23 protein-coding genes, 2 tRNA genes, 1 other RNA gene and 1 other annotated feature (1 of these 27 running past the window's edge) are annotated in these 25,250 nt (G+C 36.0%); of the genes, 8 read left to right on the forward strand and 18 right to left on the reverse strand.

Features of this window, described 5'->3' with window-relative positions; translation table 11 throughout:
- Window positions 1-393: 393 nt before the first annotated feature.
- The 12 genes from BUC25_RS16475 to tadA form a co-directional block, all read right to left on the reverse strand.
- A complete protein-coding gene (locus BUC25_RS16475) occupies window positions 394-654 on the reverse strand; it encodes a pro-sigmaK processing inhibitor BofA family protein (RefSeq protein ID WP_073202983.1) in 261 nt (86 codons plus the stop codon).
- Between the two features lie 64 nt (window positions 655-718).
- On the reverse strand, window positions 719-934 hold the full coding sequence (locus BUC25_RS16480) for a YaaL family protein (RefSeq protein ID WP_073202984.1): 216 nt from the start codon (window positions 932-934) through the stop codon (window positions 719-721).
- Between the two features lie 15 nt (window positions 935-949).
- Entirely contained in the window at window positions 950-1,546 is a 597-nt protein-coding gene (gene recR / locus BUC25_RS16485) for a recombination mediator RecR (RefSeq protein ID WP_073202985.1), read from the reverse strand.
- A 10-nt stretch (window positions 1,547-1,556) separates the two neighbouring features.
- Window positions 1,557-1,880 (reverse strand): YbaB/EbfC family nucleoid-associated protein, encoded by a 324-nt coding sequence (locus BUC25_RS16490; protein WP_058309222.1) that lies wholly within the window; start codon window positions 1,878-1,880, stop codon window positions 1,557-1,559.
- Window positions 1,881-1,907: 27 nt separating this feature from the next.
- On the reverse strand, window positions 1,908-3,608 hold the full coding sequence (gene dnaX / locus BUC25_RS16495) for a DNA polymerase III subunit gamma/tau (RefSeq protein WP_073202986.1): 1,701 nt from the start codon (window positions 3,606-3,608) through the stop codon (window positions 1,908-1,910).
- A gap of 722 nt (window positions 3,609-4,330) precedes the next feature.
- An RNA gene (gene ffs, locus BUC25_RS16500) (signal recognition particle sRNA large type) lies at window positions 4,331-4,596 on the reverse strand.
- A 117-nt stretch (window positions 4,597-4,713) separates the two neighbouring features.
- Window positions 4,714-6,660: a glycoside hydrolase family 127 protein gene (locus tag BUC25_RS16505; RefSeq protein WP_073202987.1), complete on the reverse strand. Its 1,947-nt coding sequence runs from the start codon at window positions 6,658-6,660 to the stop codon at window positions 4,714-4,716.
- A gap of 90 nt (window positions 6,661-6,750) precedes the next feature.
- Window positions 6,751-7,569, reverse strand: a complete 819-nt coding sequence (locus tag BUC25_RS16510) for a carbohydrate ABC transporter permease (protein WP_073202988.1) — start codon at window positions 7,567-7,569, stop codon at window positions 6,751-6,753.
- A 15-nt stretch (window positions 7,570-7,584) separates the two neighbouring features.
- Window positions 7,585-8,457: a carbohydrate ABC transporter permease gene (locus BUC25_RS16515; protein WP_073202989.1), complete on the reverse strand. Its 873-nt coding sequence runs from the start codon at window positions 8,455-8,457 to the stop codon at window positions 7,585-7,587.
- 59 nt (window positions 8,458-8,516) lie between these two features.
- Entirely contained in the window at window positions 8,517-9,818 is a 1,302-nt protein-coding gene (locus tag BUC25_RS16520) for an ABC transporter substrate-binding protein (protein ID WP_073202990.1), read from the reverse strand.
- A 144-nt stretch (window positions 9,819-9,962) separates the two neighbouring features.
- The gene (locus BUC25_RS16525; protein ID WP_073202991.1) at window positions 9,963-10,988 is read right to left on the reverse strand and encodes a LacI family DNA-binding transcriptional regulator; all 1,026 of its coding nucleotides are present in this window, start codon (window positions 10,986-10,988) and stop codon (window positions 9,963-9,965) included.
- 112 nt (window positions 10,989-11,100) lie between these two features.
- Complete coding sequence (tadA, locus tag BUC25_RS16530; RefSeq protein ID WP_073202992.1) at window positions 11,101-11,571, reverse strand: tRNA adenosine(34) deaminase TadA; 471 nt, start codon at window positions 11,569-11,571, stop codon at window positions 11,101-11,103.
- A 131-nt stretch (window positions 11,572-11,702) separates the two neighbouring features.
- Between tadA and BUC25_RS16535 the strand changes: the two genes are divergently transcribed.
- Window positions 11,703-12,224 (forward strand): cysteine hydrolase family protein, encoded by a 522-nt coding sequence (locus tag BUC25_RS16535; protein WP_073202993.1) that lies wholly within the window; start codon window positions 11,703-11,705, stop codon window positions 12,222-12,224.
- 133 nt (window positions 12,225-12,357) lie between these two features.
- Window positions 12,358-13,653: a glycoside hydrolase family 18 protein gene (locus tag BUC25_RS16540; protein WP_073202994.1), complete on the forward strand. Its 1,296-nt coding sequence runs from the start codon at window positions 12,358-12,360 to the stop codon at window positions 13,651-13,653.
- A gap of 60 nt (window positions 13,654-13,713) precedes the next feature.
- On the opposite strand, the gene BUC25_RS16545 is transcribed toward BUC25_RS16540, so the two are convergent.
- Window positions 13,714-14,157 (reverse strand): RrF2 family transcriptional regulator, encoded by a 444-nt coding sequence (locus BUC25_RS16545; RefSeq protein WP_073202995.1) that lies wholly within the window; start codon window positions 14,155-14,157, stop codon window positions 13,714-13,716.
- A gap of 168 nt (window positions 14,158-14,325) precedes the next feature.
- Between BUC25_RS16545 and hmpA the strand changes: the two genes are divergently transcribed.
- The gene (hmpA, locus tag BUC25_RS16550) at window positions 14,326-15,543 is read left to right on the forward strand and encodes an NO-inducible flavohemoprotein (protein WP_073202996.1); all 1,218 of its coding nucleotides are present in this window, start codon (window positions 14,326-14,328) and stop codon (window positions 15,541-15,543) included.
- Window positions 15,544-16,104: 561 nt separating this feature from the next.
- On the opposite strand, the gene acsA is transcribed toward hmpA, so the two are convergent.
- Window positions 16,105-17,820: an acetate--CoA ligase gene (acsA, locus tag BUC25_RS16555; protein ID WP_073202997.1), complete on the reverse strand. Its 1,716-nt coding sequence runs from the start codon at window positions 17,818-17,820 to the stop codon at window positions 16,105-16,107.
- A 243-nt stretch (window positions 17,821-18,063) separates the two neighbouring features.
- Here acsA and BUC25_RS16560 point away from each other — a divergent pair, with 243 nt between their 5' ends.
- The 5 genes from BUC25_RS16560 (at window position 18,064) to BUC25_RS19465 (ending at window position 22,286) form a co-directional block, all read left to right on the forward strand.
- The gene (locus BUC25_RS16560; protein WP_073202998.1) at window positions 18,064-19,554 is read left to right on the forward strand and encodes a spore germination protein; all 1,491 of its coding nucleotides are present in this window, start codon (window positions 18,064-18,066) and stop codon (window positions 19,552-19,554) included.
- Between the two features lie 18 nt (window positions 19,555-19,572).
- Complete coding sequence (locus tag BUC25_RS16565) at window positions 19,573-20,658, forward strand: GerAB/ArcD/ProY family transporter (RefSeq protein WP_073203111.1); 1,086 nt, start codon at window positions 19,573-19,575, stop codon at window positions 20,656-20,658.
- Window positions 20,655-21,899, forward strand: coding sequence for a Ger(x)C family spore germination protein (locus BUC25_RS16570; protein WP_139251851.1), 1,245 nt, complete (start codon window positions 20,655-20,657; stop codon window positions 21,897-21,899). The genes BUC25_RS16565 and BUC25_RS16570 overlap by 4 nt, the downstream gene beginning before the upstream one ends.
- 1 nt (window position 21,900) lies before the next feature.
- The gene (locus BUC25_RS19460; protein ID WP_170862723.1) at window positions 21,901-22,065 is read left to right on the forward strand and encodes a hypothetical protein; all 165 of its coding nucleotides are present in this window, start codon (window positions 21,901-21,903) and stop codon (window positions 22,063-22,065) included.
- Window positions 22,066-22,142: 77 nt separating this feature from the next.
- A complete protein-coding gene (locus BUC25_RS19465) occupies window positions 22,143-22,286 on the forward strand; it encodes a hypothetical protein (protein ID WP_170862724.1) in 144 nt (47 codons plus the stop codon).
- A 51-nt stretch (window positions 22,287-22,337) separates the two neighbouring features.
- Here BUC25_RS19465 and BUC25_RS16575 read toward each other — a convergent pair.
- The 4 genes from BUC25_RS16575 to serS all read right to left on the reverse strand — a co-directional run bounded on the left by BUC25_RS16575 (window position 22,338) and on the right by serS (window position 24,921).
- A tRNA-Arg gene (locus tag BUC25_RS16575) sits at window positions 22,338-22,410 on the reverse strand.
- 59 nt (window positions 22,411-22,469) lie between these two features.
- Window positions 22,470-23,291, reverse strand: a complete 822-nt coding sequence (proC, locus tag BUC25_RS16580) for a pyrroline-5-carboxylate reductase (RefSeq protein ID WP_073203000.1) — start codon at window positions 23,289-23,291, stop codon at window positions 22,470-22,472.
- 114 nt (window positions 23,292-23,405) lie between these two features.
- Window positions 23,406-23,498: transfer RNA gene (locus tag BUC25_RS16585), tRNA-Ser, on the reverse strand.
- Between the two features lie 148 nt (window positions 23,499-23,646).
- Window positions 23,647-24,921 (reverse strand): serine--tRNA ligase, encoded by a 1,275-nt coding sequence (gene serS, locus BUC25_RS16590; protein ID WP_073203001.1) that lies wholly within the window; start codon window positions 24,919-24,921, stop codon window positions 23,647-23,649.
- Window positions 24,922-25,134: 213 nt separating this feature from the next.
- Window positions 25,135-25,250, reverse strand: a binding site (T-box leader); it runs 94 nt beyond the window's last position.

A 25,250-nucleotide genomic window follows, 5' to 3' on the forward strand; every position in this document is an offset into this window, starting at 1 on the left:
TGTCTTGCGCACAGTTGTTAAACTGGCTTGTTTCATGTTTTTATCATACTGGTTGTTTTGTTCAGTTTTCAAAGATCAATGTTGTGTCGTTTTTTTGGCGACCCCTTAAATATATCATTTATTTAATATGCCGTCAATACTTTTTTAAAAAAGTATTATCCGGAGAAACCAAAATTCTTTTTCCCTCAAAAAAGCGACTTAGTAATAGTATCATAAGAGAAATAGTACATGCAATGCTTATTTCGATATTTTTAACTGTTAATAATAACCAGTATGTAAAAGACCAAAATAAAACGAGTAGGTAGTCAATTCGATTTCCCACTCGTCCATTTGTTATTTGGTCGGCATACGTCCGGTTTCATTCACTTTTTTTATAATGGGTGTGCAGTGTCATTAAAAAATAAAGACATGTAATGCGGTTAAACACGCTATACCTGGTATGCCTAATAAACCTACTATAATAGCTGTAAAAAAATTGATAGGGATGTGTAAGCCGAAAGATGCACCAAACAAGTTAAAGAAAAATAAGAATAAAATGCCTATTGTAACCTTCATTACAATTTGACCACTGCTTTTGACGACATTTACTGGAATTCCTCTAATTAATAAAACAGCAATTAGCAATAAGATCCCTGCAATAATCCACCAATCCATAATACTTGTCCCCTTTAACATATAAAGTCTTACTCTATTTATATGTATAGAGAACAAAAATAGACTACTTAATAGCTGATAAATTCCTTATCCTTGCTTCTCTTATAAGATAGAAGTATTTTGCCTTTTTTACTGCTAGATCAAATTGCGCTGACTCACTTGGTTCAATACTCCGATCCATAATTCCGTCTAAATAAGACCATTCTTTTTTTAATCGGAAAATAGTATCTAATAATTCTTTATCTAATAGTTCTTTTTTTATCGTTTTGGAACGAAACATCTCTTTCACCTACTATTATACTTCGCGCCTACCTTCTAGCGCTTTAGATAGTGTTACTTCATCCGCATATTCCAGATCTCCACCCATCGGTAGACCGTGAGCAATTCTTGTTGTTTTAATTCCTGATGGCTTAACAAGTCGAGAGATATACATTGCAGTTGCTTCGCCTTCGATATTTGGATTTGTTGCTAATATTAATTCTGTAATTTCCTCATCCTTCAACCTGTTTATTAAGGATGGTACATTAATATCTTCTGGTCCTATGCCGTCCATTGGTGAAATGGCTCCATGTAATACATGATATTTCCCATTGAACTCTTTCATTTTTTCCATGGCAATTACATCTTTCGGATCTTGAACAACACAAATCAAGGTTTCATCACGCATGTCATCTTGACAAATAGCACAAGGATCTTGATCGGTAATATGCCCACAAACACTGCAATGTGTCAGCTCTCGTTTTGCATTAGCTAGAGCTTTAGCAAAATCCAGCACATCATCTTCTTTCATATTTAAGACAAAAAAGGCCAGGCGCACGGCAGTCTTTGGACCGATTCCTGGCAATTTTGTAAAGCTGTCTATAAGCTTTGATATCGGTTCAGGATAATACATGAGACGCCTCCTAGAACATGCCTCCAGGTAAATTTAGCCCTTTAGTAAATTTGCCCATTGTATCGTTTGTTTTTTCTTCCACTTCTTTTAATACTTCATTTGTTGCAGCTAAAATTAAGTCTTGCAGCATTTCGATATCATCAGGATCTACAACTTCTTCGTTAATCTCAATGTCTGTAAGTTCCTTTTTGCCATTAGCCACTACTTTTACCATTCCACCACCAGCAGTTGCTTCAAACGTCATTTCTTGTAATTCATCTTGAGCTTTCATCATATCTTTTTGCATTTTTTGCATTTGTTTCATCATTTTATTCATATTTCCTCCACCACGCATGGTAATCCCTCCTATAAATAGATAACATTAATCATGTATTTCTAATATTTCATCGCCAACTAATTTTCTAGCTTCTTCCACCATCGGATCTTCTTCATTAACACCTGTTTCAGAAGATGATTCCGGATCTTCTTGTTGCCGCTGCTTACGAACATATTCTTCACGCAAGCTGCCCCATTCCGCTTCAGGAATCGGAATAAATGACATGTTTTTTCCGGCAGCCTCCGATAACATTAATTCTATCGTTTGTTTATGCTCTAATGCAAGTGAACAGTGAATTTCATAACGAAAAGCAATTATGACTACTTCTTCAGACGCAGCACTTGGCTTACTATTTTGAATCGTAGCATGCGCTGGGGCACTCTGTTTTTTCAATGCTTCCATAAATGTTGGCCATTGGGAGCGCAACTTCTGAATGGCAGGCTTTGATGCATCATTCAACACATTTCGTATTCGATCAAACGGAACCTTATAACTGTTTCGATTAGCGGATACATTTCTTTTTGGTGCACTAGTTGGTTGTGTTGATGGATTCGCTTGATTCGATTGACTATTCATTTGCTGCAGTTGAGCTTCTAATTGTTTGATTTTCTCATTTAATTGTTCTACTGCAGGAATGGAAACATCCTCGACATGTGCTATCTTTTGATGATTACAAATCTTTAGTATCGCAACTTCTATAAATACTTTTGGGCTATTCGTCCACTTTATTTCTTGCTGGCATTGATTGAGCTCTCTAATAGCCATTTGAATCCATTCCGCATCTAACTTCTGAGCCATTCCTTGAAATGTCTCATCCACTATAGCACGTTCCAGTACATTTTCTAAGGACGGTGCTGTTTGATACAATAAAAGATCACGTAAATAATAGATGAGATCAAATACAAATCTTCCAGGATCTTTTCCTTCCTGTATGATTTGATCGATTTCTAACAGTGCCGCTTTCACTTCATTTATATGCATGTCATCTACGACTTTTGCTAGTCTTTCCTGTGATACTGAGCCTGTAACTGCTAACACGTCATCAATCGTTACTTGATCTTCACTATAAGAGATGGCTTGGTCCAATAAACTTAAAGCATCTCGCATTCCACCTTCAGCAGATAGAGCCACTGCTTCTAAAGCTTCTTTTGTCACATCTATTTCTTCTGCTTCAATAATTTTTTCCATACGGCCGACCATAGAGGATTGGGCAATTCGTTTAAAATCAAAACGCTGACACCTTGAAATAATCGTTAGTGGTATTTTGTGCGGTTCCGTTGTCGCCAAAACAAAAATTACGTGTTTTGGTGGTTCTTCTAATGTTTTCAAAAGTGCGTTGAAGGCACCAATGGATAACATATGAACTTCATCAATAATATATACTTTATACGTAACAGCACTTGGTGCATATTTGACCTTATCTCGAATATCTCTAATTTGTTCAACCCCATTATTGGAGGCTGCATCGATTTCTACAACATCTGAAATAGAATTGTCCATGATACCTACACAGGCATCACACTTATTACAAGGCTCTAACGATGGCCCATTTTGACAGTTTACTGCTTTTGCAAATATTTTAGCAGCACTTGTTTTACCCGTACCTCGGGGACCTGAAAAAAGGTATGCATGGGTAAACTTATCCTGCATAATGGCATTTTGCAATGTGCGGGTAATATGTGCTTGTCCAACAACATCCTCAAAATTCTTCGGACGCCAGACACGATATAATGCTTGATAGCCCATAACCGATCCCCTTTACTAATAGATTAACATGATATTCCTCATTTTATTGTAGCAAATCCAACGCTAAAAAACGAGTCTAAAGTTAGTGCACAAAAGCAAGATTATACGACATAACTCTAGTGGTAATTATGACATTTTAGAACTGCGTAACAATCGCTACGGCTTGTCCGCTTCCCTTTCCGCGGGCTTTTCTCCTCAGCTAACTTTTTAAGCAAAGTTCGCTTAAAAAGTGGATCTTCGGATAAAAACTTCCCGCAGGAGTGGAAGCGGACGCCTGCGCTTTTTAATGCTTTACAACTAAAGTCAGAATAAAAATGTTGGCTTTATTCAACATCGACTATGAATTTGTATTTAGATTACTTATTATTAACAAAATAAGCCCATAACTATAACAACCCAAAATGCTAGCACTTGCAATCTTTGTAGAACTTCATTCAGCTTAGGCGTCCACTTCGACTCCTAGGGGATCAGCGTGATCTGAAGATCCACTTTTGTAAAACGAACTTCTTTACAAAAGTTAGCTGAAGACACGCCCCCTGGAAAGCGAAGTGGGCAAGCCGTAGCGGATACTACCCACATACATCATCCCAAAATGACCACAAGAGTTATGTCTTATTGTCCTTCTTATGTTCATCTACTCCGTTTTCTTTATTGTGCTTTTCTTAATTTATTAAAAAACCTCTTGTAATCCAATACAAGAGGTTAAGTAGTTATATGTAACGCCGTGCACCAAGCTTCGATGACGCTACATTAAGCGTTACTTAAGTTGATAGCTCGACCCAGGCTTCCCCGCGGCACACAGAAAGTTTCGCTTAATGCTGCTTCCTTCCGGACCTGACATGGTTCACGAGTTTCTGTTGCGCGGGACCCGAGTGTCAACACTACTCCCTTAAGGCAGGCCTTAACGTAACGGCACCTCAGCAAGGCATTCAGTCTCGCTATAGCGGATTGCGAGTACAGGGCACCGCTACCTCCCCACCTAGCACGGCAAGTTTACTAATATATTCAGTTGCGCAATTAAAGCGCATTTATTAGTATAACCTTTTTTATATAAAATTGCAATTGTTATCAATAAATATAACTAGCAACGTTGGATACAAAAAGCTTACTTTTCTCTTATCCAAACTAGCATTTCATTCTCACCCCTATTGCTCCAAGCATAATAAGGCACTGCTATTATATTGGTTTCGTTAAAAGATAAGCTATCTGTTGTATAGAGCTGATTTTGATCCATTTCGGATTGGGTTTTCCATCCTTTCCCGTTCACTATTGTAACTCCATTCAGTAGTGAGTCATCATGGTCGACAGAAAATGTCTGATTAGAATCTAATCTAATATCTTGTAGATTCCCCCCGTTATCCTTCTCTTCTAAACAATATACAATAGGACCACGTTGTAGTGCTACTTTTCCTGCATTTTCACGGACTTGAGGATGGGATCTTACTATTTCTACCTTCATATCTAGAATCACTGTCACTTCATCATTCGATTCCCATTCTCTGGCGATTTTTGCGTAACCTTTCTCTTCTTCTACTAAAATTTCTCTTCCATTAACTAATACTTTGCTTTGCTTACACCAATCTGGGATCCTCACCGCTAATGTAAAGGATGCTTTTTTTTCTACTTCAATTTGAAAATTGATATTCCCATCCCATGGATAATTTGATCGCTGTATGAGTCTTACTTGTTCTCCATGAATAGGAAATTTTGTTTCGCCACTAATAAACAAGTGTACATATAACTCACTTTCATTACTAGAGTATATATATTGCCCTAATGAGGCTAATAACCTAGCAATATTAGGTGGACAACATGCACAACCAAACCAAGGTTGTCTTGTTGTTTTAACTGTGTCCATATCATGTCGACAATTTGCTGTATGTGGCCAAACTTCTAATGGGTTAACATAAAAATAGCTTTTACCATCTAATGAAATACCACTTAAGGCACCATTATATAAGGCTCGTTCTAAAATATCAGTATATTTTGAATCAGCTTCAATTTGTACCATTCGATGTGCCCACATAATTAGGGCGATTGCTGCACATGTTTCTGTATATGCTCGATCATTCGGTAAATCGTAATCTACGGTAAATCGCTCTTCATAAGACGAGGAACCGATACCACCAGTAACATACATTCTTTTCGTTACTGTATTCTCCCATAATGTTCGGCATACTTCCAGCAGTTCTTCATCTTTAAGGCTACTAGCTAAATCTGCGATCCCACTATAAAGATACATAGCGCGAACCGAATGGCCTTCAGCAGTGGCTTGTTCTCTACTTGATAAATGAGCTTGATAGTAACTATAATCCTTATCAGGCTCTACGCCTAGCTTTTTACATTCTTCATCAAAAAAATGAGTAGGATTTCTCTTACCTCTTTCTTCAATAAAAAACCTGCATAGGTCGATGTATGTCTCTTTACCAGTTATCTTAAACAATTTCATTAAAGCTAGCTCGATTTCAGGATGACCTGGATAACCAGAAAGCTTTTCTTCCTCTTTACCTATAACTTCTCTGATATGGTCAACGGCCTTATTTACAATCTTTATAATTTTATCTTTACCTGTTGCTTCATAGTAAGCTACTGCAGCTTCAATTAAATGACCAATACAGTACAGTTCATGATCATCTTTTAAATTTGTCCATTTTTTATCTGGATGATTCACACTAAAATACGTATTAAGATAACCATCTTCCTCCTGAGCATCCTCAATTAGTCTTATCACATCATCCATGACCTTTTCCCATTGTTCATCTTTATCTAGATGTAGTGAATATGCTACTGTCTCCATCCATTTATATAAATCACTATCTTGGAAGACCATGCCGTAATGCTTTCCCTCTGTTCTATTTGCTGCTATTTCAAAGTTTTTAATGGTTCGACTAGGTTCTGCTCCAGGTATTTGATCATTTAGTGCATTCCATTGGTAAGGAATTATTGATTCTTTAACAAGTTTTTGCCACGGAGTCCAAAAGGAGTCAACTATTCTTACGTGTGTGAGCTCTATAGGGTTCATCTTATTAAAGTTTGTTTGATGTGTATTCATTTATATCCTCCTCGTTTACTACTTTCATTTTTATCTTTTTTTTAATACTATAACTAATAATATGAGACCACCTCCTCAGCTTTAAGGTGTCTATTCTTTTATCGCCCCGGAAGTCAATCCGCTTATAATATACTTTTGAAGGAACACCGAGATCAATACAATCGGAATCGTTGCAATCACTGCTGCCGCCGTCATTTGTCCCCAATTTAATGAATGTACACCTTGGAATTGAGAAATAGCTACAGGTACTGTTTTGGCATTGTCAGAAGATGTGAATATTAAGGCAAATAAAAATTCATTCCAAGACAAAGTGAATGTAATAATTCCGACAGTTATAATCCCTGGTACCGATAAAGGTAAAACGATTTTCCAAATTAACTTTGGAATACTGCATCCATCCATAATTGCAACTTCTTCTATTGCGCTAGGTATTGTTCGAAAAAAACCAGTTAGTATCCATACCACTAACGGTGTGAAATACGCAATATACGGAAGAATTAGGGCAAAATGTGTATCAATAGCACCAATATCTCTTAAAAAGCTAAACAAAGGACTGATAATAAAAATCCCTGGAAAAATAGTCATAAATAGAACAAGCATAAATAGACCATTTTTCATTCGAAATTCTAATCTTGCAAATGCATAAGCAGCAGGTACACCAATAACAATACATAGAATCGATGTAACACTTGAAACTACTATACTATTCCAAATATTTATCAAGAATCCACTTTCAAATAATACTTGAACATAATTCTCTACAAAAAATGTTTCAGGAAAAATTTTTATATTGTAAATCTCATTTTGTTGTTTTAGAGAGGTTAGTATCGTCCACAAGTAAGGAAGAATGTTAATTAAAATAATAATAATTAACCCAATCCAAAACCAAACATTTAATTTTTTCCTCATAAGGAGTGCCTCCTATTAGTTATATTGCTTATTCATACTTCTCGTATAGAAGAAAATTAATATACCTACCATAACTACCCCGATAACAGCCATCGCACCACCAAGTCCAAAGTCAAGATATTGAAAAAATACTTTGTAATTATAAAGTGTAAAGATCTCCGTTGATTCACCTGGTCCTCCACCTGTCATTACATAGATGATATCAATTACATTAATAGTTTGAAGAGTGGTAAAGATAAGCCCCATTGCAATAAAAGGTCTAATCAATGGTAAGGTGATATAATAATATTTTTTTAGAGGCCCTGCTCCATCTATATCAGAGCTTTCATACAATTCTTTTGATACTGTCTGTAAACCAGATACAATAATAAGCGTTAATAAAGGTGTTGTCTTCCATACATTGGTGATAATAACACTCAACATGGCATGATCAGAAGAAACAAGCCAGGGAATATTCCTTTCAATAAGTCCAATGCCCTCTAACACATAGTTGATCACACCAAAATCCGTTTCAAACATAAACTTCCATGATTGTGCAGCAACAACCGGAGCAACTGCCCATGGTAATAATATAGATGCTCTAAATAAGGAACGACCTTTAAAAGCTTGATTAGCAATTTGTGCAGTTAATAAACCGAGGATCAACATACCGATAACACTACCTAAAATGTAAATAAGACTTGTAATCAACGAAGAGATGAACCGACCATCCTGTAATAAATTAGTATAATTTTCCAACCCTATAAAAGTTGCCTGGGCATCCGGATTCGTTAATTGATACGATTGGAAGCTATATATAATAGTTGTAATAAGAGGAATAAACACAATGACAACAATCATGGTAAATACAGGCAATAACAAAATATAGGGTAAAAAGCGATATTTCATGATTTACAACTCCTTATAACAGGTACTAAGATAAACAGCCTTAGTACCTGTTACGCATTTTATTCAAGTTCCTCTAATTCTGTTGCTAATTGGTGAAGTGCCTCTTCAGCCGATAAATCTTGTGTCAATGCTTGATGAATATAAGATTGTGCAATATCTGATACTTTGGAGTACTGTGGATGCGACGGTCGAACTGAAGCATGCTCAAACACATCTAGATATTCTTCTAAATAAGGATTTGCTTCTATTACTTCTTCGTCTTCATATAACGCCACTCTTGTTCCTACTTGACCGCCACCGAGAAGCATTTCTTTTTGGTTTTCAAAAGTTGTAAACCATTTGATCACTTCCCATGCAGTATCTTTATCACTTGCATTTTTCGAAATAGCGAAATTCCAACCGCCAACGGCATTTGCCTTTTTGCCACCTTCAAAAGCAAAATTACTTGCTACCCATGTTTTATCTTTTACCGGAGAATCATCTGCTTGATTTACTGAATAAACATATCCCCAATTCGGATGGAACATTACTTGACCTTGGGTAAAAGGTATTCTGGAATCTTCAGGGGTCGAATTTCCAATAGCAGAAGGAGAAACTACTTCATCCTCGTAAATCATATCTACCATAAACTGAAGTGCTTCTATTGCCTCTGGACTATTAATCACTACATTGCCTTCCTCGTCAAAAAAATTTCCGTTATTCGCATGCAGAAATTCTGTGAAGCTAACTATTAATTGTTCAGCACGCCCCCAGTGCATACTAAAACCTTCTATATTCTCTTCTTCTTGCATTGTTTTTGCTACTTCCACAGCTTCCTCATAGGTTTCAGGAATTTCTAGATTATGCTTTTCCAACAAGTCTTCTCGATACCATAATGGATGCAAATCGTTAAACCAAGGTACCGCCCATATTTGGCCATCGTAAGTCATTGCATCTACCTGTCTTTCAATAAATTCCGATTGCATGTCTTCCGTAAAATATTCGTCTAATGGCTCTATCCAACCAGCTTCTGCAAACTCTGCAGTCCATACCACATCCATATTAACGATATCAAGATTTTCAGAACCAGCTGATAATTGCGTAACGGTTTGGTCGTGCATTTGGGAGGCATCATTTGACATTTCAACAAATTCCACTTGAATTTCATCATGTTCTTCATTAAAGCGCTGACGAGCTTCCTCCATCATTCCATTTGGATCAGATTCAAGTTTTGCCATATGAATGGTTTGAACATCTTCACTATTATCATTTTCCGTTTCATCTTGGTTTTCATTTGTACTGTTATTACTACAAGCAGCTAATAATATAATTACAATTGATACTCCTATAAGAGTGAAACTATTCTTCAGATTTTTTTTCATTTGAAATTTCCTCCTCTAATTTTCAATTTTGGCAATAGAAATAACGAGACACCAGTTTATCTATTTTGTAATCACCCCCTAAATGGATCTAAATGGATACGCTTACAATTAGGTTAAACGTTTAATCATTAAACAACAGAGTATTCATACAGATTCTCGTCTAATTAAAGTACAGTTCAACTTGATTTTATTAATTCGTATGTTTTCTCCATTAATTTTCTTTATTAATAAATCTATTGATTGCTTTCCAATCTCATTTAGAGGTAAATTCATAGTGGTGAGTGTTGGTAATAAATATTGACTGATTTCTTGGTTATCAAACCCAATAATAGCTATATCATCAGGAATTTTTAATTTAAGTTCAACTGCTGCTTTAAAGGCTCCTCCCGCCATCAAATCATTCATAGTGAAAATCGCCTTAGGGGCCCTGCTTCGATTAAATAGTTCCTTTGTTTGACTGTAGCCTGAATTGTATGTCCAATCTCCTTCTTTCTGCCACTCGTCATTCCAATTTAATCCATGGTCTCTTAATGCTTGTTTAAATCCTCTCAAACGTTCAATTGTCGATTCAGAGTCATTAAATCCTGTGATCACTCCAATATCTTTATGTCCATTATTCAACAAATATTCAGTAGCATTATAAGAAGCTTGAAAATCATCATAATTAACAGATAGATCTTGAGGATTAGATGTATCACAATACGTGTACACTATAGGGATCGATGATTCTGGTAACACTCCCTTGACGTCTCGATTATGGATACCGATATAAATGACACCCTCTACTTGACTAGCTAATAAAACCCTAAAAAATGGAGCTACTTCTTGTTTACATATTTCAGTTTCCGGGTACTGCATTCCTGTTTTTTTCTTCATACGCAAATTCATTAGTAAAATAGAGTATCCATGGTCTTCAGCAAATGAATTAATTCCATCAATTATTTCTGGTGCATTAAATACTGACAAATCTTCTACAATAACACCGATGGTTTGTGATTTATTCATCTTCAAACTTTTTGCTAGCCGGTTTGGTGAATAATTTAAATCTTCAGCAATCTGTAATATTTTATTTTTAGTCTTTACGCCCACTCTACCTCTGTTATTCAATACGTTTGAAACTGTAGCAACCGATACGTTGGCTTGTTGAGCTATTTTTTTTAAACTTGTCATATTATTATCCTCACTCTTTTGATGAAACGTTTAACCTTTAGTTTTTACTAAAATATCATGTATCCGCTTCCGTTGTCAATATATATTTATAAATTTATAGAAAATCATTTTCCTATATCTTTTTTTTCTTTTTCTTTGCACGTAATTGTTTAAAAAAGGATGTTAGCATTTGACTGCACTCCTCTTCTAATACACTAGAAGTTACCTGTACTTGATGATTAAACCGCTCATCCTCCAACAAATTAAACAAGGTCCCTGCACAACCCGCTTTTTCATCTTTTGCCCCATAAACAACTCGCGAGATTCTAGATTGCAAAATCGCTCCCGCACACATTGGACATGGTTCGAGGGTCACATATAAAGTGCAATTCTCCAAACGCCAACTACCTATTACTTCATTCGCCTTATCAATGGCTAACATCTCGGCATGTGAAATAGTCGTTTGCAATTTCTCTCTTAAATTAAACGCAGTAGCGATCACCTCATCTTCATGTACAATAACTGCGCCAATAGGTACCTCTCCTAATACTTCCGCTTTTTTTGCTTCATCTATAGCCATTTGCATATATTCCTGGTCAGTCATGTTTACCCCACACTTTATAAAAACGTTTAATTATATATTGAACAAAAAATTGATTTAGTTCAAGTATTAGATGCATGATTTCAGATATTATAGGGTATCTTGTCAACAGAGACAAAAATGAGGTGAAAAGTATGAAAAAAACAGCCCTTTTAATGATTGATATGATTAATAACTTTAATTTTCATGAAGGAGACTTACTATTAGATAATACAAAAGAGATATTACCTAACTTATCTAAGCTAAAAAAATATGCAAAAAAAAATGATTTCCCAATTATTTATATTAACGATCACTATGATACTTGGGATACAGACTACAAACAAATTGCTCAAACCTGTTTATCTCCTAAAAATGAAGACGTTATTGAACAAGGTATACCAGGAAAAGAAGATTATTTTATTATGAAGCCACAAATGTCTGGTTTCTTTCGTACCCCTTTACGCTCTTTATTAGAACAGCTGGAAATTCAACATCTTATCCTAGCTGGAGTAGCAGGAAATATCTGTGTCCTGTTCACTGCCAATGATGCCCATATGCGAGGTTACAGCCTTCATGTACCCGAAAATTGCGTAGCTTCTAATACAGATAGACATAACCATGAAGCTTTAAAATTAATGGCAGAAGTATTTAATGCTGATATAAAAGCGATCTAGCCTTTGATTTCCTCTCCCTTTCAAAATTTTATCAACTAATGAATACGATGTTCCCCCATCTATTCGTTCTATTTTTTGCTGGCTATCATATGGTAAAAAGAGATCATCTTTTGAGAGGAAAGGGGAACCATTCGTGCAAATTTATATTGTTAAACAAGGGGACAGTTTATATTCAATCGCCAATCAATATGGGACGTCCTTTGAAGCTATTGCGAATGCAAATGAATTAGATACACAACTTCCTTTAGTTGTAGGTCAAGCACTTGTTATTCCAATATCTGGCCAGTTTTATACTGTAAAAGCTGGAGATAGCTTATATACAATTGGACAGAAATTCGGTATATCGGCAGCAGAACTTGCCAATATAAATCAAATTAATATCTATCAGCCGCTTTCCATTGGAATGCAGCTATATATTCCTGAATCAGCCACCAAAACAGAAATTGTAACAAATGCCTACATCGAGCCGACAGGTGGGCAAGTCTCTGACACTCTAGAAAGTGCCGCAAGAAAACACACAAATAAACTAACGTACCTCGCCCCATTCTCATATCAATTTGACCGACAAGGAAACCTAATTGCTCCTCCTTTAAATCAATTTGCCACCATCGCCAATGAAAATAATGCCACCTTAATGCTTGTCGTTACAAATCTTGAAGAAGGCTCCTTCAGTGCCGATTTAGGCCAAACGCTCCTCACTAATGAAGAAGCTCAAAATAATTTACTAAACCAGATTATCCAAACCGCTCAAGAAATAGGCTTTGGAGATATTCATTTTGATTTTGAATTTTTACCACCAGAAAATCGAGAAGATTATCGTGCCTTCTTAGTAAAAGCTACCGATCGTCTGCATCAAGAAGGGTTATTGGTATCTACTGCCCTTGCACCAAAAACAAGCGCTGATCAACAAGGGGAATGGTACGAGGCACATGATTACAAAGCACATGGGGAGATCGTTGATTTTGTTGTTTTAATGACATATGAATGGGGATATAGTGGTGGTCCGCCAATGGCTGTATCACCAATCGGACCAGTCCGGGATGTAGTCAATTACGCTTTAACAGAGATGCCTCCTGAGAAAATTTTATTAGGACAAAATTTATATGGGTATGATTGGACATTACCTTATGAGCCTGGTGGAGAGTTTGCCAAAGCTATCAGTCCCCAGCAAGGAATCCAATTAGCACGGGAAAATAATCAAGCCATTCTTTTTGATGAAGAGGCGAAAGCTCCCTATTTTTTTTATGAAGATGAAGATGGCGCACAGCATGAAGTATGGTTTGAAGATGCAAGATCGATACAAGCAAAATTTGATTTAATAAAAGAAAAGAACTTAAGAGGGATCAGCTACTGGAAACTTGGTTTAGCATTCCCGCAAAACTGGTTACTATTAGAAGATCAATTCACAATAAAGCGAGAATCCAATTAAAGGGAAATTTAATTTCCAAAAACGACCTAAAACATATTAAAATAAAGAGGAGAAGCTCTTTTAGATCTTCTCCTTTGTTATTTGCATTAATTCCTTTAATTCATCTTTATTTTCAATTAAATCTGCTAATGTATATTGATTTAACACATGAAAGAAAGCTTTCATCGCTTCACCTACTACCGTCCTTAATTTGCAAGCAGGAGTGATCACACATTTATTATGTTCACCATCAAAGCATTCTACCAAATAAAAATCATTTTCCATTAAACGAATAACAGCACCAATATTTATATCATTTGGTTCCTGTGCCAAAACGATTCCGCCATTTCTGCCTCGTGTCGTTTGGATGTAACCATTCACACTTAATTGATGTACCACTTTTCTAATGTGTTCTGTAGATATATAGAAAGTATCTGATATTTCTTTAATACTGACTTTTCGTTCTGTTGTTCCTGTATATATAAGGACACGCAATGCATAATCTGTATATTTTTTTAGTCGCATGGTCATTCTCCTTCCTTTATCTATTTTAGCGGAATTCGACCACATTCGCTAGATAGCCTTTAACAATATTGTCATATATTCCATCGATAAGCTATTGAAATGCCTTTTAGATCTTTTGTACAATTAAACATGTATTTAAAATACACATTTAGTGGAGGAGTGTTTACTATGACAACTACAACACAATTAGATATTAAAACAATAGAGACAGTGAAGGCTACGGTTCCCGTATTAGCAGAACATGGAACAGCTATTACTACAAGATTTTATCAATTACTATTTACTAACCACCCGGAATTAAAAAATATTTTTAATCAATCCAATCAAAAGAAAGGGAAACAACCAGTAGCTCTGGCAAATGCCGTATACACTGCAGCTGCTAATATTGATCAACTAGAAAACATCTTACCTGTCGTCAAGCAAATTTCTTATAAACATAGAAGTCTTAATATTAAACCAGAACATTATCCTATTGTTGGTGAGAATTTATTAAAAGCGATGCAAGATGTATTGAAAGAGGCAGCCACAGATGACATTATTTCTGCTTGGGCAAAAGCGTATGGAGTAATTGCGGACGTGTTTATTGACGTTGAAAAAGAAATGTATCAGCAAACAGAAAATACATTTGGAGGCTGGACAGGTTATCGGAATTTTACCGTGATTCAAAAAGAGAAAGAGAGTGATGTGATTACCTCGTTCTACTTAAAACCGGTCGACAACAAAGCCATTCCTACGTATGAGCCCGGACAATACGTGACAGTAAAAGTTGATATTCCATCAATTCCATACACTTGTCAACGTCAATATAGTTTATCTTGTAAGCCTAATAGCGAATTTTTTCGTTTAAGTGTAAAAAGAGAAGACGGTATTGCTAACAATCCTGATGGGGTTGTTTCGACCTACTTACATGATTCAGTGGAGGAAGGAGATAGTATTGCTCTTAGTGCCCCAGCGGGAAATTTTGTTTTAAATGATGAAAAGAAACCTTTAGTTTTATTAAGTGGTGGGGTTGGCTTAACACCTTTAACAAGCATGTTAGAAACAGTTGTCGAACAACAACCTAACCGTGAAGTTTATTATATCCATGCTGCACAAAATCAGAACGTACATGGACTAAAGGATGCTGTAAAACAGATTGCAGATCAACATGATAATGTGCATTCCTTTATTGTTTATGAGAAATGTGAAGATCAAAATGCATGTGACAAAGTCGGATTTGTAGACCTGCCTTGGTTACAATCAGTACTGCCAACAAACGAAGCATCCTTCTATTTCTGTGGTCCTGAGCCATTTATGAAGGCAATAAACAAGGCATTAAAAGAGTGGAATGTAAAGGACGAGGACATTCATTACGAATTCTTCGGCCCACAAAGCGATCTAAACTAATCGAAAATGCACACATTAGACACAAAATGCGAAGTAATGAAAACTTTGTCATGTAAAGAATAATGATGAGTGGATTACCAGCGCTACGGAAAAACACTCCCTTTCCGGGGGCACGGCTTCAGCTAACTTGGTAAAGAAAATCACTTTACCAAGTGGATCTTCAGCTCGTGCTGTTCCCCCAGGAGTGTCGCATTTTTCCTCCGCTTTGTAGAGATCTCTGTTCAGGTAAGATGAAATAAGCATTCATATCAATATTCTAGCAATTACTTTATTTGTAGTTCATTACTAAAGCGTAGTCCATTTACGTAGACTCTGGCGGGATCAGCGTCTTCCGAAGACCCCACAGGAAAAGCGCCCTTTGCTTTTCTGAGGAGGCTGAGGTGACGCCCGCAGAAAGCGAAGTAAATGGACGGAGCTTTTGTTGCATTCCACTCATCAAAATTTCAAAGTGAGCAGTACAGGTACTTCGTAGTTTATTTTAATTACAAACTTCTGGTATATTAAGTAGCCCAAGATAATGACAGGAGGCTAGCACGGGTTACATGTGCTAGCCTCTTTTTATTATTCTTCTAATGTGGATGTGTCTCCTGTTGGTAATCCTAATTCCCATGATTTTAATAATCTACGCATTATTTTACCACTACGTGTTTTTGGAATACTATCCTTTATTTCAATTTCCCGTGGGGCAGCATGTGCACTTAAACCTTTTTTAACAAACTGACGAATGTCTTCTAATAACTCATCCGATGTTTCATAATCAGGATTTAACGTAATAAATGCTTTAATAATTTCCCCGCGTTCTGGATCAGGCTTCCCAATGACACCAGCTTCGGCCACCGCTTTATGCTCAATTAATTTGCTCTCAACTTCAAATGGACCAACACGTTCTCCAGAAGTGTTGATTACATCATCAAGGCGACCTTGGAACCAGAAATAACCGTCTTCATCCATATACGCACTATCTCCAGATACATACCAACCATTGATAAAATAACTTTCAAATTTACCTGGATTTTTCCAAATCGTACGCATCATCGATGGCCAACCTTTTTTAATGGCTAAATTCCCCATTTGATTTGGAGGCAATTCATTTCCTTCATTATCAACAATAGCGGCATCTACCCCTGGTATTGGTCTCCCCATCGAACCAGGACGAATTTCCATACTAGGTAAGTTAACAATTAACATCGCACCCGTTTCTGTCATCCACCACGTATCATGAATGCGTAAGTCTAGCACTCTTAATCCCCATGTAATAACTTCTGGATTCAGTGGCTCACCTACACTCATTATATGACGCAGACTAGACAGATCATACTGTTTGACTAACTCCTCACCAGCACTTACGAATTTACGGAGAGCAGTCGGTGCTGTATACCATATCGTTACATTATGTTTATCTAACGTCTCATACCATGACTCCGGTGAAAAGCGACCACCTCTAATTACATTTGTCACACCATTTAGCCATGGAGCAAATATTCCGTAACTTGTACCTGTTACCCATCCTGGATCAGCCGTACACCAATATACATCGTCGTCTTTAAAGTCAATTACCCATTTACCTGTAGCGTAATGCTGAATCATGGCATTGTGCACATGATAAACACCCTTGGGTTTACCGGTAGAACCTGATGTATAATGAATCAGCATACCATCTTCTAAATCTACCCACTCAATTTCAAATTGATCGGACGCCTGTTCCATTTCTTGATTAAAGTTAATATAACCGTCATCCTTAACATCATCCGCCCCTACTAAAACAATTTGCTTTAAATTTGGCAAATCGTCAACAGGAACACGTTCTAACAATTCGGGTGTTGTAATGAGCATTGTTGCTTCACTATCTTCTAAACGATCGCGAACCGCCTGCTCCATGAATGCTTCGAATAACGGACCTGCAATTGCACCTACTTTAAGAATGCCAAAGAAATTTGCATAAAACTCTGGACTTCTCGGCATAAATAAAAAGACACGATCCCCTTTTTGTACACCATATTTTTTGAAAATATTTGCAGTTTTATTACTTTGTTTACGTAACTGTTCAAAAGTGACACTTTCTTCTCGATCTGGAGCTGAATATAATAATGCCACTTGGTCTTTTTTAGCAGGATCTTCTGCATGTCTGTCAATTGCCTCGTATGCAGCATTCACCTTTCCTGTTTTATACCAGCTAAAGTTTTTCTTTATTTCTTCCCAATCAAAACCTTTTCGTAATGTATCAAGATCCTCTACATTATGGCTCCCGGATCTTGCCGGTACTTTCGTCATATCCATCTTATCACCTCTTCAAAAATTGTTGGCGTTTTCAATGTTATTAACTTTTTTGTAATCCCTTACATTAATATTGTAACGAATTCAGAAAAGAAAGCAAGTCATAAAAATGTGGATTTTACGTTCCTTTATTTTTTAGAAAAACTTAAAGATTTTTCTTTCACGGTTAATCGTAATTTTTAACACTACATAATCTAACGAATACTGTATATATTAACAACTAGAATCTATGAATGAGGTGCTTTTATGGTTCGTTTTTTAAAAAAATCGTCAGAATCCCCTTCTTCTATTGAAAAGAAGAAAGTATACAATTCTCTTGAAAAAAATATACAGGAAATGAAGTATTTATTCTCTTCTAATCGCAACAAAGATTTTTCAATGAGATCCCTCAAAATAAAGTTCAATAATAAAGAAGGCTGTCTTTTTTATTACAGCTCCATCGTTGATGGCTCTAAAATTGATATGCATGTAATTAAGCCATTATTAGAAAATGAAGGCAACACGGTAATGAATGTTGTCTCCATTGAAAATATCGAAGAAACAAATGAGTTTAGTAAAGTAATACAATACATGAATAGTGGAAAAGTTATACTTTTTATCGAAGAAGATGCTTCAACCTATGCGATGGACGTTGCAGATTTCCAGCACCGCTCTATTTTCAAATCTGAAAATGAACCGACTGTAAAAGGACCACAAGATGCCTTTACTGAATCATTAAATACTAACTTGTCTTTAATTCGAAAACAACTACATAATAATCAATTAATCAATGAGGGAATCCAAATTGGAAAACGCTCGATTAATGAAGTTAATATGATTTATATAAAAGATGTAGTCAACAATGAAATTCTAGAACAGGTAAGAGAGAAATTAAATAATATCTCGGTTGATAGTGTCCGCAACGTAGAACTATTAGAACAATACATAGAAGAGCGACCATATTCCGTAATTCCTACCGTGCTATATACTGAAAGGCCAGATAAAGCAACCTCGTATTTAGAAGATGGGTTTATTGTATTATTAATGGACAGCTCCTCTGCTTGTTTAATCGTTCCGGTTACCTTCTGGTCTTTTTTTCACTCACCAGAAGACCGTTATTTACGGTTTTTATACGGAAATTTTACTCGTGCCATTCGTTTACTTTGCTTCTATTTAACGTTAATGATTTCTGCTTCCTATGTAGCAATATCAAATTTTCATAGTGAAATGATTCCGCCAGATTTGTTGCTGGCGATCACTGCATCGCGAGAACGTGTTCCTTTTCCATTAATATTTGAAGTCTTAATCATGGAGATAGCTTTTGAATTAATTAGAGAGGCCGGACTCAGAATACCAAATCCATTAGGTCCTACGATTGGTATTGTAGGTGCTTTAATTTTAGGACAAGCTGCAGTCGAAGCAAATATTATCAGTCCTATTATTGTCATAATTGCTGCCTTATCAGGTTTATCTTCTTTTGCCTTAGCAGACCTGAATATAAACTTTATGGTTCGTTTAATGCGTTTTGTATTTATTCTAGCAGCGGGAGCATTTGGAATGCTTGCCCTAACTGGGGTGTTTTTATTGTTTTTTATGTATGCTGCTTCTGTTAAATCATTCGGTGTGCCTTTTTTCTCACCGATGTCACCACATTTTCTTTCTCCAGAAGATACGGTGTTTCGCAAGCCTGTAAAAAAAGAGCTTTTTCGTCCAGGTTATTTATATCCAAAAGATATTCAAAAGAAGTCTAAATCCTAAGGTGTGGGGTGAAGCATCATGCAAAACAATGGTTATTTACGAATAAAAGAAATTGCAGCAATGACGCTTCTTTTAGTAGGAATTAAATTATCGGACTCAACGCCGGCTTTGTTAGCACAAAAGGCACAAAACGGATTCTGGCTGATTCCGCTCCTTTCTTTTATTTGTATTTTCCCTGGATTTTTAATTATGCTTTATCTGCTTAAAAAATACCAGGATAAAAATCTCATAGAATTAATGGAAGCTATTACGGGAAAATGGATAGGTAAGGGAATAGGAATCGTTATTTTTTTATTTGCCTTACTCACAATTACATTTGATAGCCGAAATTATATTGAACAAATAGGACTTCTGTATTTTCCTAAATCTCCAACAATAGTGTTATTTTTTATATTCATCGGTATCGTATTTTTTGGAGCCAAGAAAGGAATAGAAGTAATTGGAGAAACTTCATGGTTATTTCTTACAGTTATTAAAATCTCTGCTTCCCTGGTAATACTTCTGTCATTAGGCGAAGTTGTCATGCAGCGCGTATTTCCTATTTTCGGATCAGGAATTACCAATATATTAACCGAAGGCGTAAAAAAAGCATCTCTTTTTGCGGAACTATTTTTCTTGTTAATCGCCTATAAAGTAACGAAGGCGTCCTCTATGTTCTCCAAAGGAATTGTTATTGCTAGTTTCATTACTTTATTTGAAATTACTTTATTTTATTTTGTATACATCACTGTCTTTGATTATAATTCTATAGCAAAAATCGCATTTCCATTTCATGATTTGACACAATTTATTAATTTAGGAAACTTTTTCACCAATATAGAAACACTCTTTATGGTGTTTTGGTTATTCGCAGCTTTTCTAAAGTTTATTATTTTTATTTATCTCGCGACATGGATATTTGGCGAGATCTTTGCTATACGTAATTTCGAACCACTTTTACTACCTTTTAGTTTTCTCGTCATTATGATTGGCCAACTACCCTTTAATTCAATTATCAATGAATTAATCCTTCGTGAAATGTTACTTACTATTATGTCACCCTTTTTCATTATTCTTCCGTACGTGCTATGGGGAATTGCTTGGGGAAAAGGAGAGTTAAAATGATTAGAGTAATCGTCTTATTAATATTTTCTATCCTATTATCAGGATGTTATGACCGTATCGAATTAGAACAACAATCCTATGTCATTGCTATTGGAATTGACAAAACGGAACAAGAGGGGGTCTATTCATTTACTTACCAAATTGCTAATCCTGAAATTGGTTCTGCTGCTGTACAAAGTGGACCAGATGAACCACCAACAGAAATTGTAACTGTGAATGGTTCCGACATATTAAGTTCTACCTATACAGCAAATTCATTTGTATCAAAAAAGATTACATTGGATCACACAAAGATTATTGTCATATCGGAAGAATTAGCACGATCAGAAGATTTTATTCGAGTGATTCAATCTGCCTCTAGAACACCACAAATAAGACGTAGTGTACAGATGCTTGTTTCAAAAGAAAAGGCAATTGATTTTATCAATAATAATGAACCGATCATGGAAAAACGACCACATAAATACTATCAATTCATGCTGAATCGGGCGGTTCAAACCGGAATTATTCCTAAATCCACTCTACATCGTTTTTTCCAAATTACGGAGGGAGACGCTGATTTATTTTTAGCTATTTATGCCACCACTGAACAATCGGATCAAAAAAAGAATACAGAAGGATTTGAGGATAAATATATTGCAGGTGAGATTCCTCAAATAGGTGGTTCACCTACACAGTTTATGGGATCAGCAGTATTTAAGGAAGGTCAGATGATTGATATACTTGATGGAGAAGAAACCCGAGTAGCTCAAATGTTGGATAAAACATTAGAGATGGAAGATTATTTGGCAACTATCCCAGACCCTAAAATGCCTGAATATCGTATTTCCTATAATTATTATCAAAAAAAGGAACCTATCATTAACATAAATTATTATAAAAATAAGCCAACGGAAATTGATGTAAACATCTCTTTTCAAGTAGAAGTTATTGCAATTCCGAGTTTGATAATGTATTCACAGAGTAAAAAAGATCAACAAACACTGCAGGAAGCACTAACTCAAAGATTAGAAGAAAAAACAAATGCCTTAATCGAAAAGACACAGAATAGTTACAAATCTGATGCGTTTTACTGGTCTTTGTACATTCGAAAACATTTCAAAGACATAAAGGAGTATGAAGACGCAGATTGGCATAAAAATATTTATCCAAATGCAAAAATCAATGTTACGTATGAACTGGAAAAAATGGAATTCGGAAAAATGATCAATGATTCAAACTTAGAAGATGTGAGGGATTAAGATGCCAATCTTTATCATCATTATTATTATGGTTTTTGTTATTTATCGAAATATAGTGCATGGTTTAGAAACACTTAAAGAAGGTAATAAAACAGGTAGTATAGCCATTTTTTCTGTAATACCTTTTGTCCTTTTCATCTTCCTATGCTTTTATTTATGGAAATAAAGAATGATCGTGAAAAGAGTAGAACATCTATTAATAAACAACCATTGAACAAACATCAAAAAAGGAGGCAGTCTCTTATGGGTCTCAAGTCTAATATATATAAAATACTTAGAATTTTGAATGATGTCAATGCCGTTCGAAAAGGTAGAGTTAAACAACGAATGGGCAGACGAGTGAGTGGTAAAATAACTGGAAGATTGCTTAGAAAATTGTTTAAGTAATAGAGCACTTCTAGTTGGTGCTCTTTTTATAATTTAATTACTATTAAAAAACGGCCCTAGCAGGATTCGAACCTGCGACGCATAGTTTAGGAAACTAACGCTCTATCCCCTGAGCTATAGGGCCTTAATAACGCTACAAAAGATATTATGAAAGAAACTTACTGAAAAAGCAAGGCTTTGATATTATTTTTCAAATAATTTCCTTAGTTCTTTCGATCTCTCTGTAGTCTGATTCAAACATGCTTTAATCGCTTGCTGGAAGTGATGATCCGCTAAGGTTTGCACACCTGCTTCTGTTGTGCCACCAGGACTGGTGATTTTTTCACGCAACGTTTGTGGAGAATCTTCTGAAACGTCCAGCATTTTCGCGACACCTTTTATCGTTTGTACCATTAATGGTTTGGCAATTTCCTGATCAAGTCCTTTTTCATCTGCAAATTGCTCAATGGCTTCTACCATATAATAGTAAAAGGCAGGACCACTGCCCGCTAAAGCAGTAAAAGCATCCATATCTTCTTCATTAATAACCGTTGTCGTACCAATTGCTGTCATTAACTCTTCAATCAAATTGATCTGCTCCGTATTGGCATGAGTTCCAGCAGCAATTGTTGTTGCTGATTCTCCGATCATTGCAGAGGTATTCGGCATAACACGTATCACCGGATTTTTGGTGCCTAACTGTTGTTCAATAAAAGAAGTGGAGATACCTGCTAATAAAGAAACAATAATCTTATCATCGGTTAGTAATGGTTTTAATTCTGCTGTAGCTACTTTTATATCCTTCGGTTTCATCGCTAAAATAAGGACATCACTTTGCTCAATTACTTTTTTTCTATCTTGTGAAGTTTTAATCTGATACTTCTCTTCTAATTCCAATAATCTACTTTTGTTGGAGTGATTCGTTGCAATAATTTGTTGAGCTGATACGATTTGATTGGAGGTCATGCCAGCAATAATTGCTTCAGCCATCGATCCAGCACCAAGAAATGCTACACTTTTTTTCATAATAAATCATCCTTTATTTATGTGGTTATAAATACATTATAGGTAATAAAAAAATCGTTATCCAATGATAACGATTTATGTTATATATAATCTCCAATTTTGTGTTCAGATAAATGGAGGAGGAAGAGGGATTCGAACCCCCGCGGGCTTTGACACCCCTGTCGGTTTTCAAGACCGATCCCTTCAGCCAGACTTGGGTATTCCTCCTTGATGACTAACGACAAGTAATAATATAGCATATACATAAAAATGAGTCAATGGAATTTTCGCGATTATCTAATTTTTTTTTGATAATCGCGAAAATATTTATAGGTTTTCTAAAGATCAGTATGGGATTGAAAAAATCGTACTCACCTTATTTGATTACTGTTTTCCCACCCATGTATGGAACTAATACTTCTGGTATCTTAATGGTACCATCTGCTTGTTGGTAATTTTCAAGAATCGCAGAAACGGTTCTACCAATCGCTAAACCTGAACCATTTAAGGTATGCACGAATTCAGGCTTTCCTTTTTCTTCACGACGGAAACGAATACCCGCTCGTCTTGCTTGAAAATCTTCAAAGTTAGAACATGAAGAAATCTCACGGTAGGTTTCGTTACTTGGCATCCATACTTCAATATCGTATTTCTTGGCAGCTGTAAAACCTAAGTCACCTGTACACATACTCATCACGCGATAAGGTAAGTTTAATAATTGTAACACTTTCTCCGCATGACCGGTTAACTCTTCTAATACATCATAAGAATCTTCTGGCTTCACAAATTGAACAAGCTCCACTTTATTAAATTGATGCTGACGAATTAATCCTCGTGTATCTCTACCTGCAGAACCTGCTTCTGAACGGAAGCTACCGCTAAAGGCAGTAAACTTCTGTGGCAAGATATCAGCTTTTAGAATTTCTTCACGATAATAGTTGGTTACAGGTACCTCTGCTGTTGGTACTAAGAAATAATCCCAATCCTCTAATTTAAAGGCATCTTCTTCAAATTTAGGTAATTGGCCAGTTCCTGTCATACTTGTGCGATTCACCATATATGGTGGCAGCATCTCTTGATAACCATGTTGATCGGCATGTAAGTCCATCATAAAGTTCATAAGTGCCCGTTCTAATCTGGCACCTAATCCTTTGTAGAAAACAAAACGGCTTCCCGTTACTTTTGCTGCTCTTTCAAAATCTAAGATGTCTAATTCTGTTGCTAAGTCCCAATGAGCTTTTTCCTCAAAGTTAACGTTTGGAACTTCTCCCCATTTTCGTACTTCTACATTATCATCCTCTGTTTCACCAATTGGTGTTGATTCATGGGGAATATTTGGGATTGATAACATAAGTACTTCCAATTCTTCTTCTACTTGTTTTAATTCCTGGTCAATTGTTTTAATACGATCCCCAACTTCACGCATTTCTGTGATCATCTCATCGGCATCTTTTTTTTCTTTTTTGAGCTGAGAAATCTTTTGGGATACATCGTTTCGTTTTGCTTTTAGTTGCTCTGTTTCTGCTATTAATTCTCTTCTCTTCTCATCTAAATCACCAAAGCGATCTAAATCACTTAAGTTCTCACCTCTGTGTGCTAACTTCTCTTTCACCTCTGCAAAATTTTTACGTAACATTTTCATATCTAACATATAAAAAAACCTCCTTAAATTTTTAAATTGTTATTTCTAATCTTCACAGGATAATAGCCACTCTTGACGGGATATGAAGAGTTATCCAGTGAAGCGAGCACTTTATCCCGTGAAGACCATTTATTATCCCGTCTACAACACTACTTATCCCGTGAAGAAAATCACTTTCTTCGCTGACCATATAAAAAACCCCCATCCCTACTAATGATTTTTAGTAGGGACGAGAGTTTTCCCGCGATACCACCCTGATTGGAGAATAGACTTCTCCCGGCTTCGTTTTGGATAACGGTTTATCACCGAGTATACTTCTTTTTCCGTATACTACTCAA

Origin of the sequence: Gracilibacillus kekensis (assembly GCF_900143085.1) — a bacterium.
Classification (GTDB): domain Bacteria; phylum Bacillota; class Bacilli; order Bacillales; family Amphibacillaceae; genus Gracilibacillus; species Gracilibacillus kekensis.

Bases quoted from the DNA above. Each gene is read 5' to 3' on its own strand.
- BUC25_RS16475 (WP_073202983.1), bottom strand. From the start codon at position 654: ATGGATTGGTGGATTATTGCAGGGATCTTATTGCTAATTGCTGTTTTA.
- BUC25_RS16480 (WP_073202984.1), bottom strand. From the start codon at position 934: ATGTTTCGTTCCAAAACGATAAAAAAAGAACTATTAGATAAAGAATTA.
- recR (WP_073202985.1), bottom strand. From the start codon at position 1,546: ATGTATTATCCTGAACCGATATCAAAGCTTATAGACAGCTTTACAAAA.
- BUC25_RS16490 (WP_058309222.1), bottom strand. From the start codon at position 1,880: ATGCGTGGTGGAGGAAATATGAATAAAATGATGAAACAAATGCAAAAA.
- dnaX (WP_073202986.1), bottom strand. From the start codon at position 3,608: ATGGGCTATCAAGCATTATATCGTGTCTGGCGTCCGAAGAATTTTGAG.
- BUC25_RS16505 (WP_073202987.1), bottom strand. From the start codon at position 6,660: ATGAATACACATCAAACAAACTTTAATAAGATGAACCCTATAGAGCTC.
- BUC25_RS16510 (WP_073202988.1), bottom strand. From the start codon at position 7,569: ATGAGGAAAAAATTAAATGTTTGGTTTTGGATTGGGTTAATTATTATT.
- BUC25_RS16515 (WP_073202989.1), bottom strand. From the start codon at position 8,457: ATGAAATATCGCTTTTTACCCTATATTTTGTTATTGCCTGTATTTACC.
- BUC25_RS16520 (WP_073202990.1), bottom strand. From the start codon at position 9,818: ATGAAAAAAAATCTGAAGAATAGTTTCACTCTTATAGGAGTATCAATT.
- BUC25_RS16525 (WP_073202991.1), bottom strand. From the start codon at position 10,988: ATGACAAGTTTAAAAAAAATAGCTCAACAAGCCAACGTATCGGTTGCT.
- tadA (WP_073202992.1), bottom strand. From the start codon at position 11,571: ATGACTGACCAGGAATATATGCAAATGGCTATAGATGAAGCAAAAAAA.
- BUC25_RS16535 (WP_073202993.1), top strand. From the start codon at position 11,703: ATGAAAAAAACAGCCCTTTTAATGATTGATATGATTAATAACTTTAAT.
- BUC25_RS16545 (WP_073202995.1), bottom strand. From the start codon at position 14,157: ATGCGACTAAAAAAATATACAGATTATGCATTGCGTGTCCTTATATAT.
- hmpA (WP_073202996.1), top strand. From the start codon at position 14,326: ATGACAACTACAACACAATTAGATATTAAAACAATAGAGACAGTGAAG.
- acsA (WP_073202997.1), bottom strand. From the start codon at position 17,820: ATGGATATGACGAAAGTACCGGCAAGATCCGGGAGCCATAATGTAGAG.
- BUC25_RS16560 (WP_073202998.1), top strand. From the start codon at position 18,064: ATGGTTCGTTTTTTAAAAAAATCGTCAGAATCCCCTTCTTCTATTGAA.
- BUC25_RS16565 (WP_073203111.1), top strand. From the start codon at position 19,573: ATGCAAAACAATGGTTATTTACGAATAAAAGAAATTGCAGCAATGACG.
- BUC25_RS16570 (WP_139251851.1), top strand. From the start codon at position 20,655: ATGATTAGAGTAATCGTCTTATTAATATTTTCTATCCTATTATCAGGA.
- BUC25_RS19460 (WP_170862723.1), top strand. From the start codon at position 21,901: ATGCCAATCTTTATCATCATTATTATTATGGTTTTTGTTATTTATCGA.
- BUC25_RS19465 (WP_170862724.1), top strand. From the start codon at position 22,143: ATGGGTCTCAAGTCTAATATATATAAAATACTTAGAATTTTGAATGAT.
- proC (WP_073203000.1), bottom strand. From the start codon at position 23,291: ATGAAAAAAAGTGTAGCATTTCTTGGTGCTGGATCGATGGCTGAAGCA.
- serS (WP_073203001.1), bottom strand. From the start codon at position 24,921: ATGTTAGATATGAAAATGTTACGTAAAAATTTTGCAGAGGTGAAAGAG.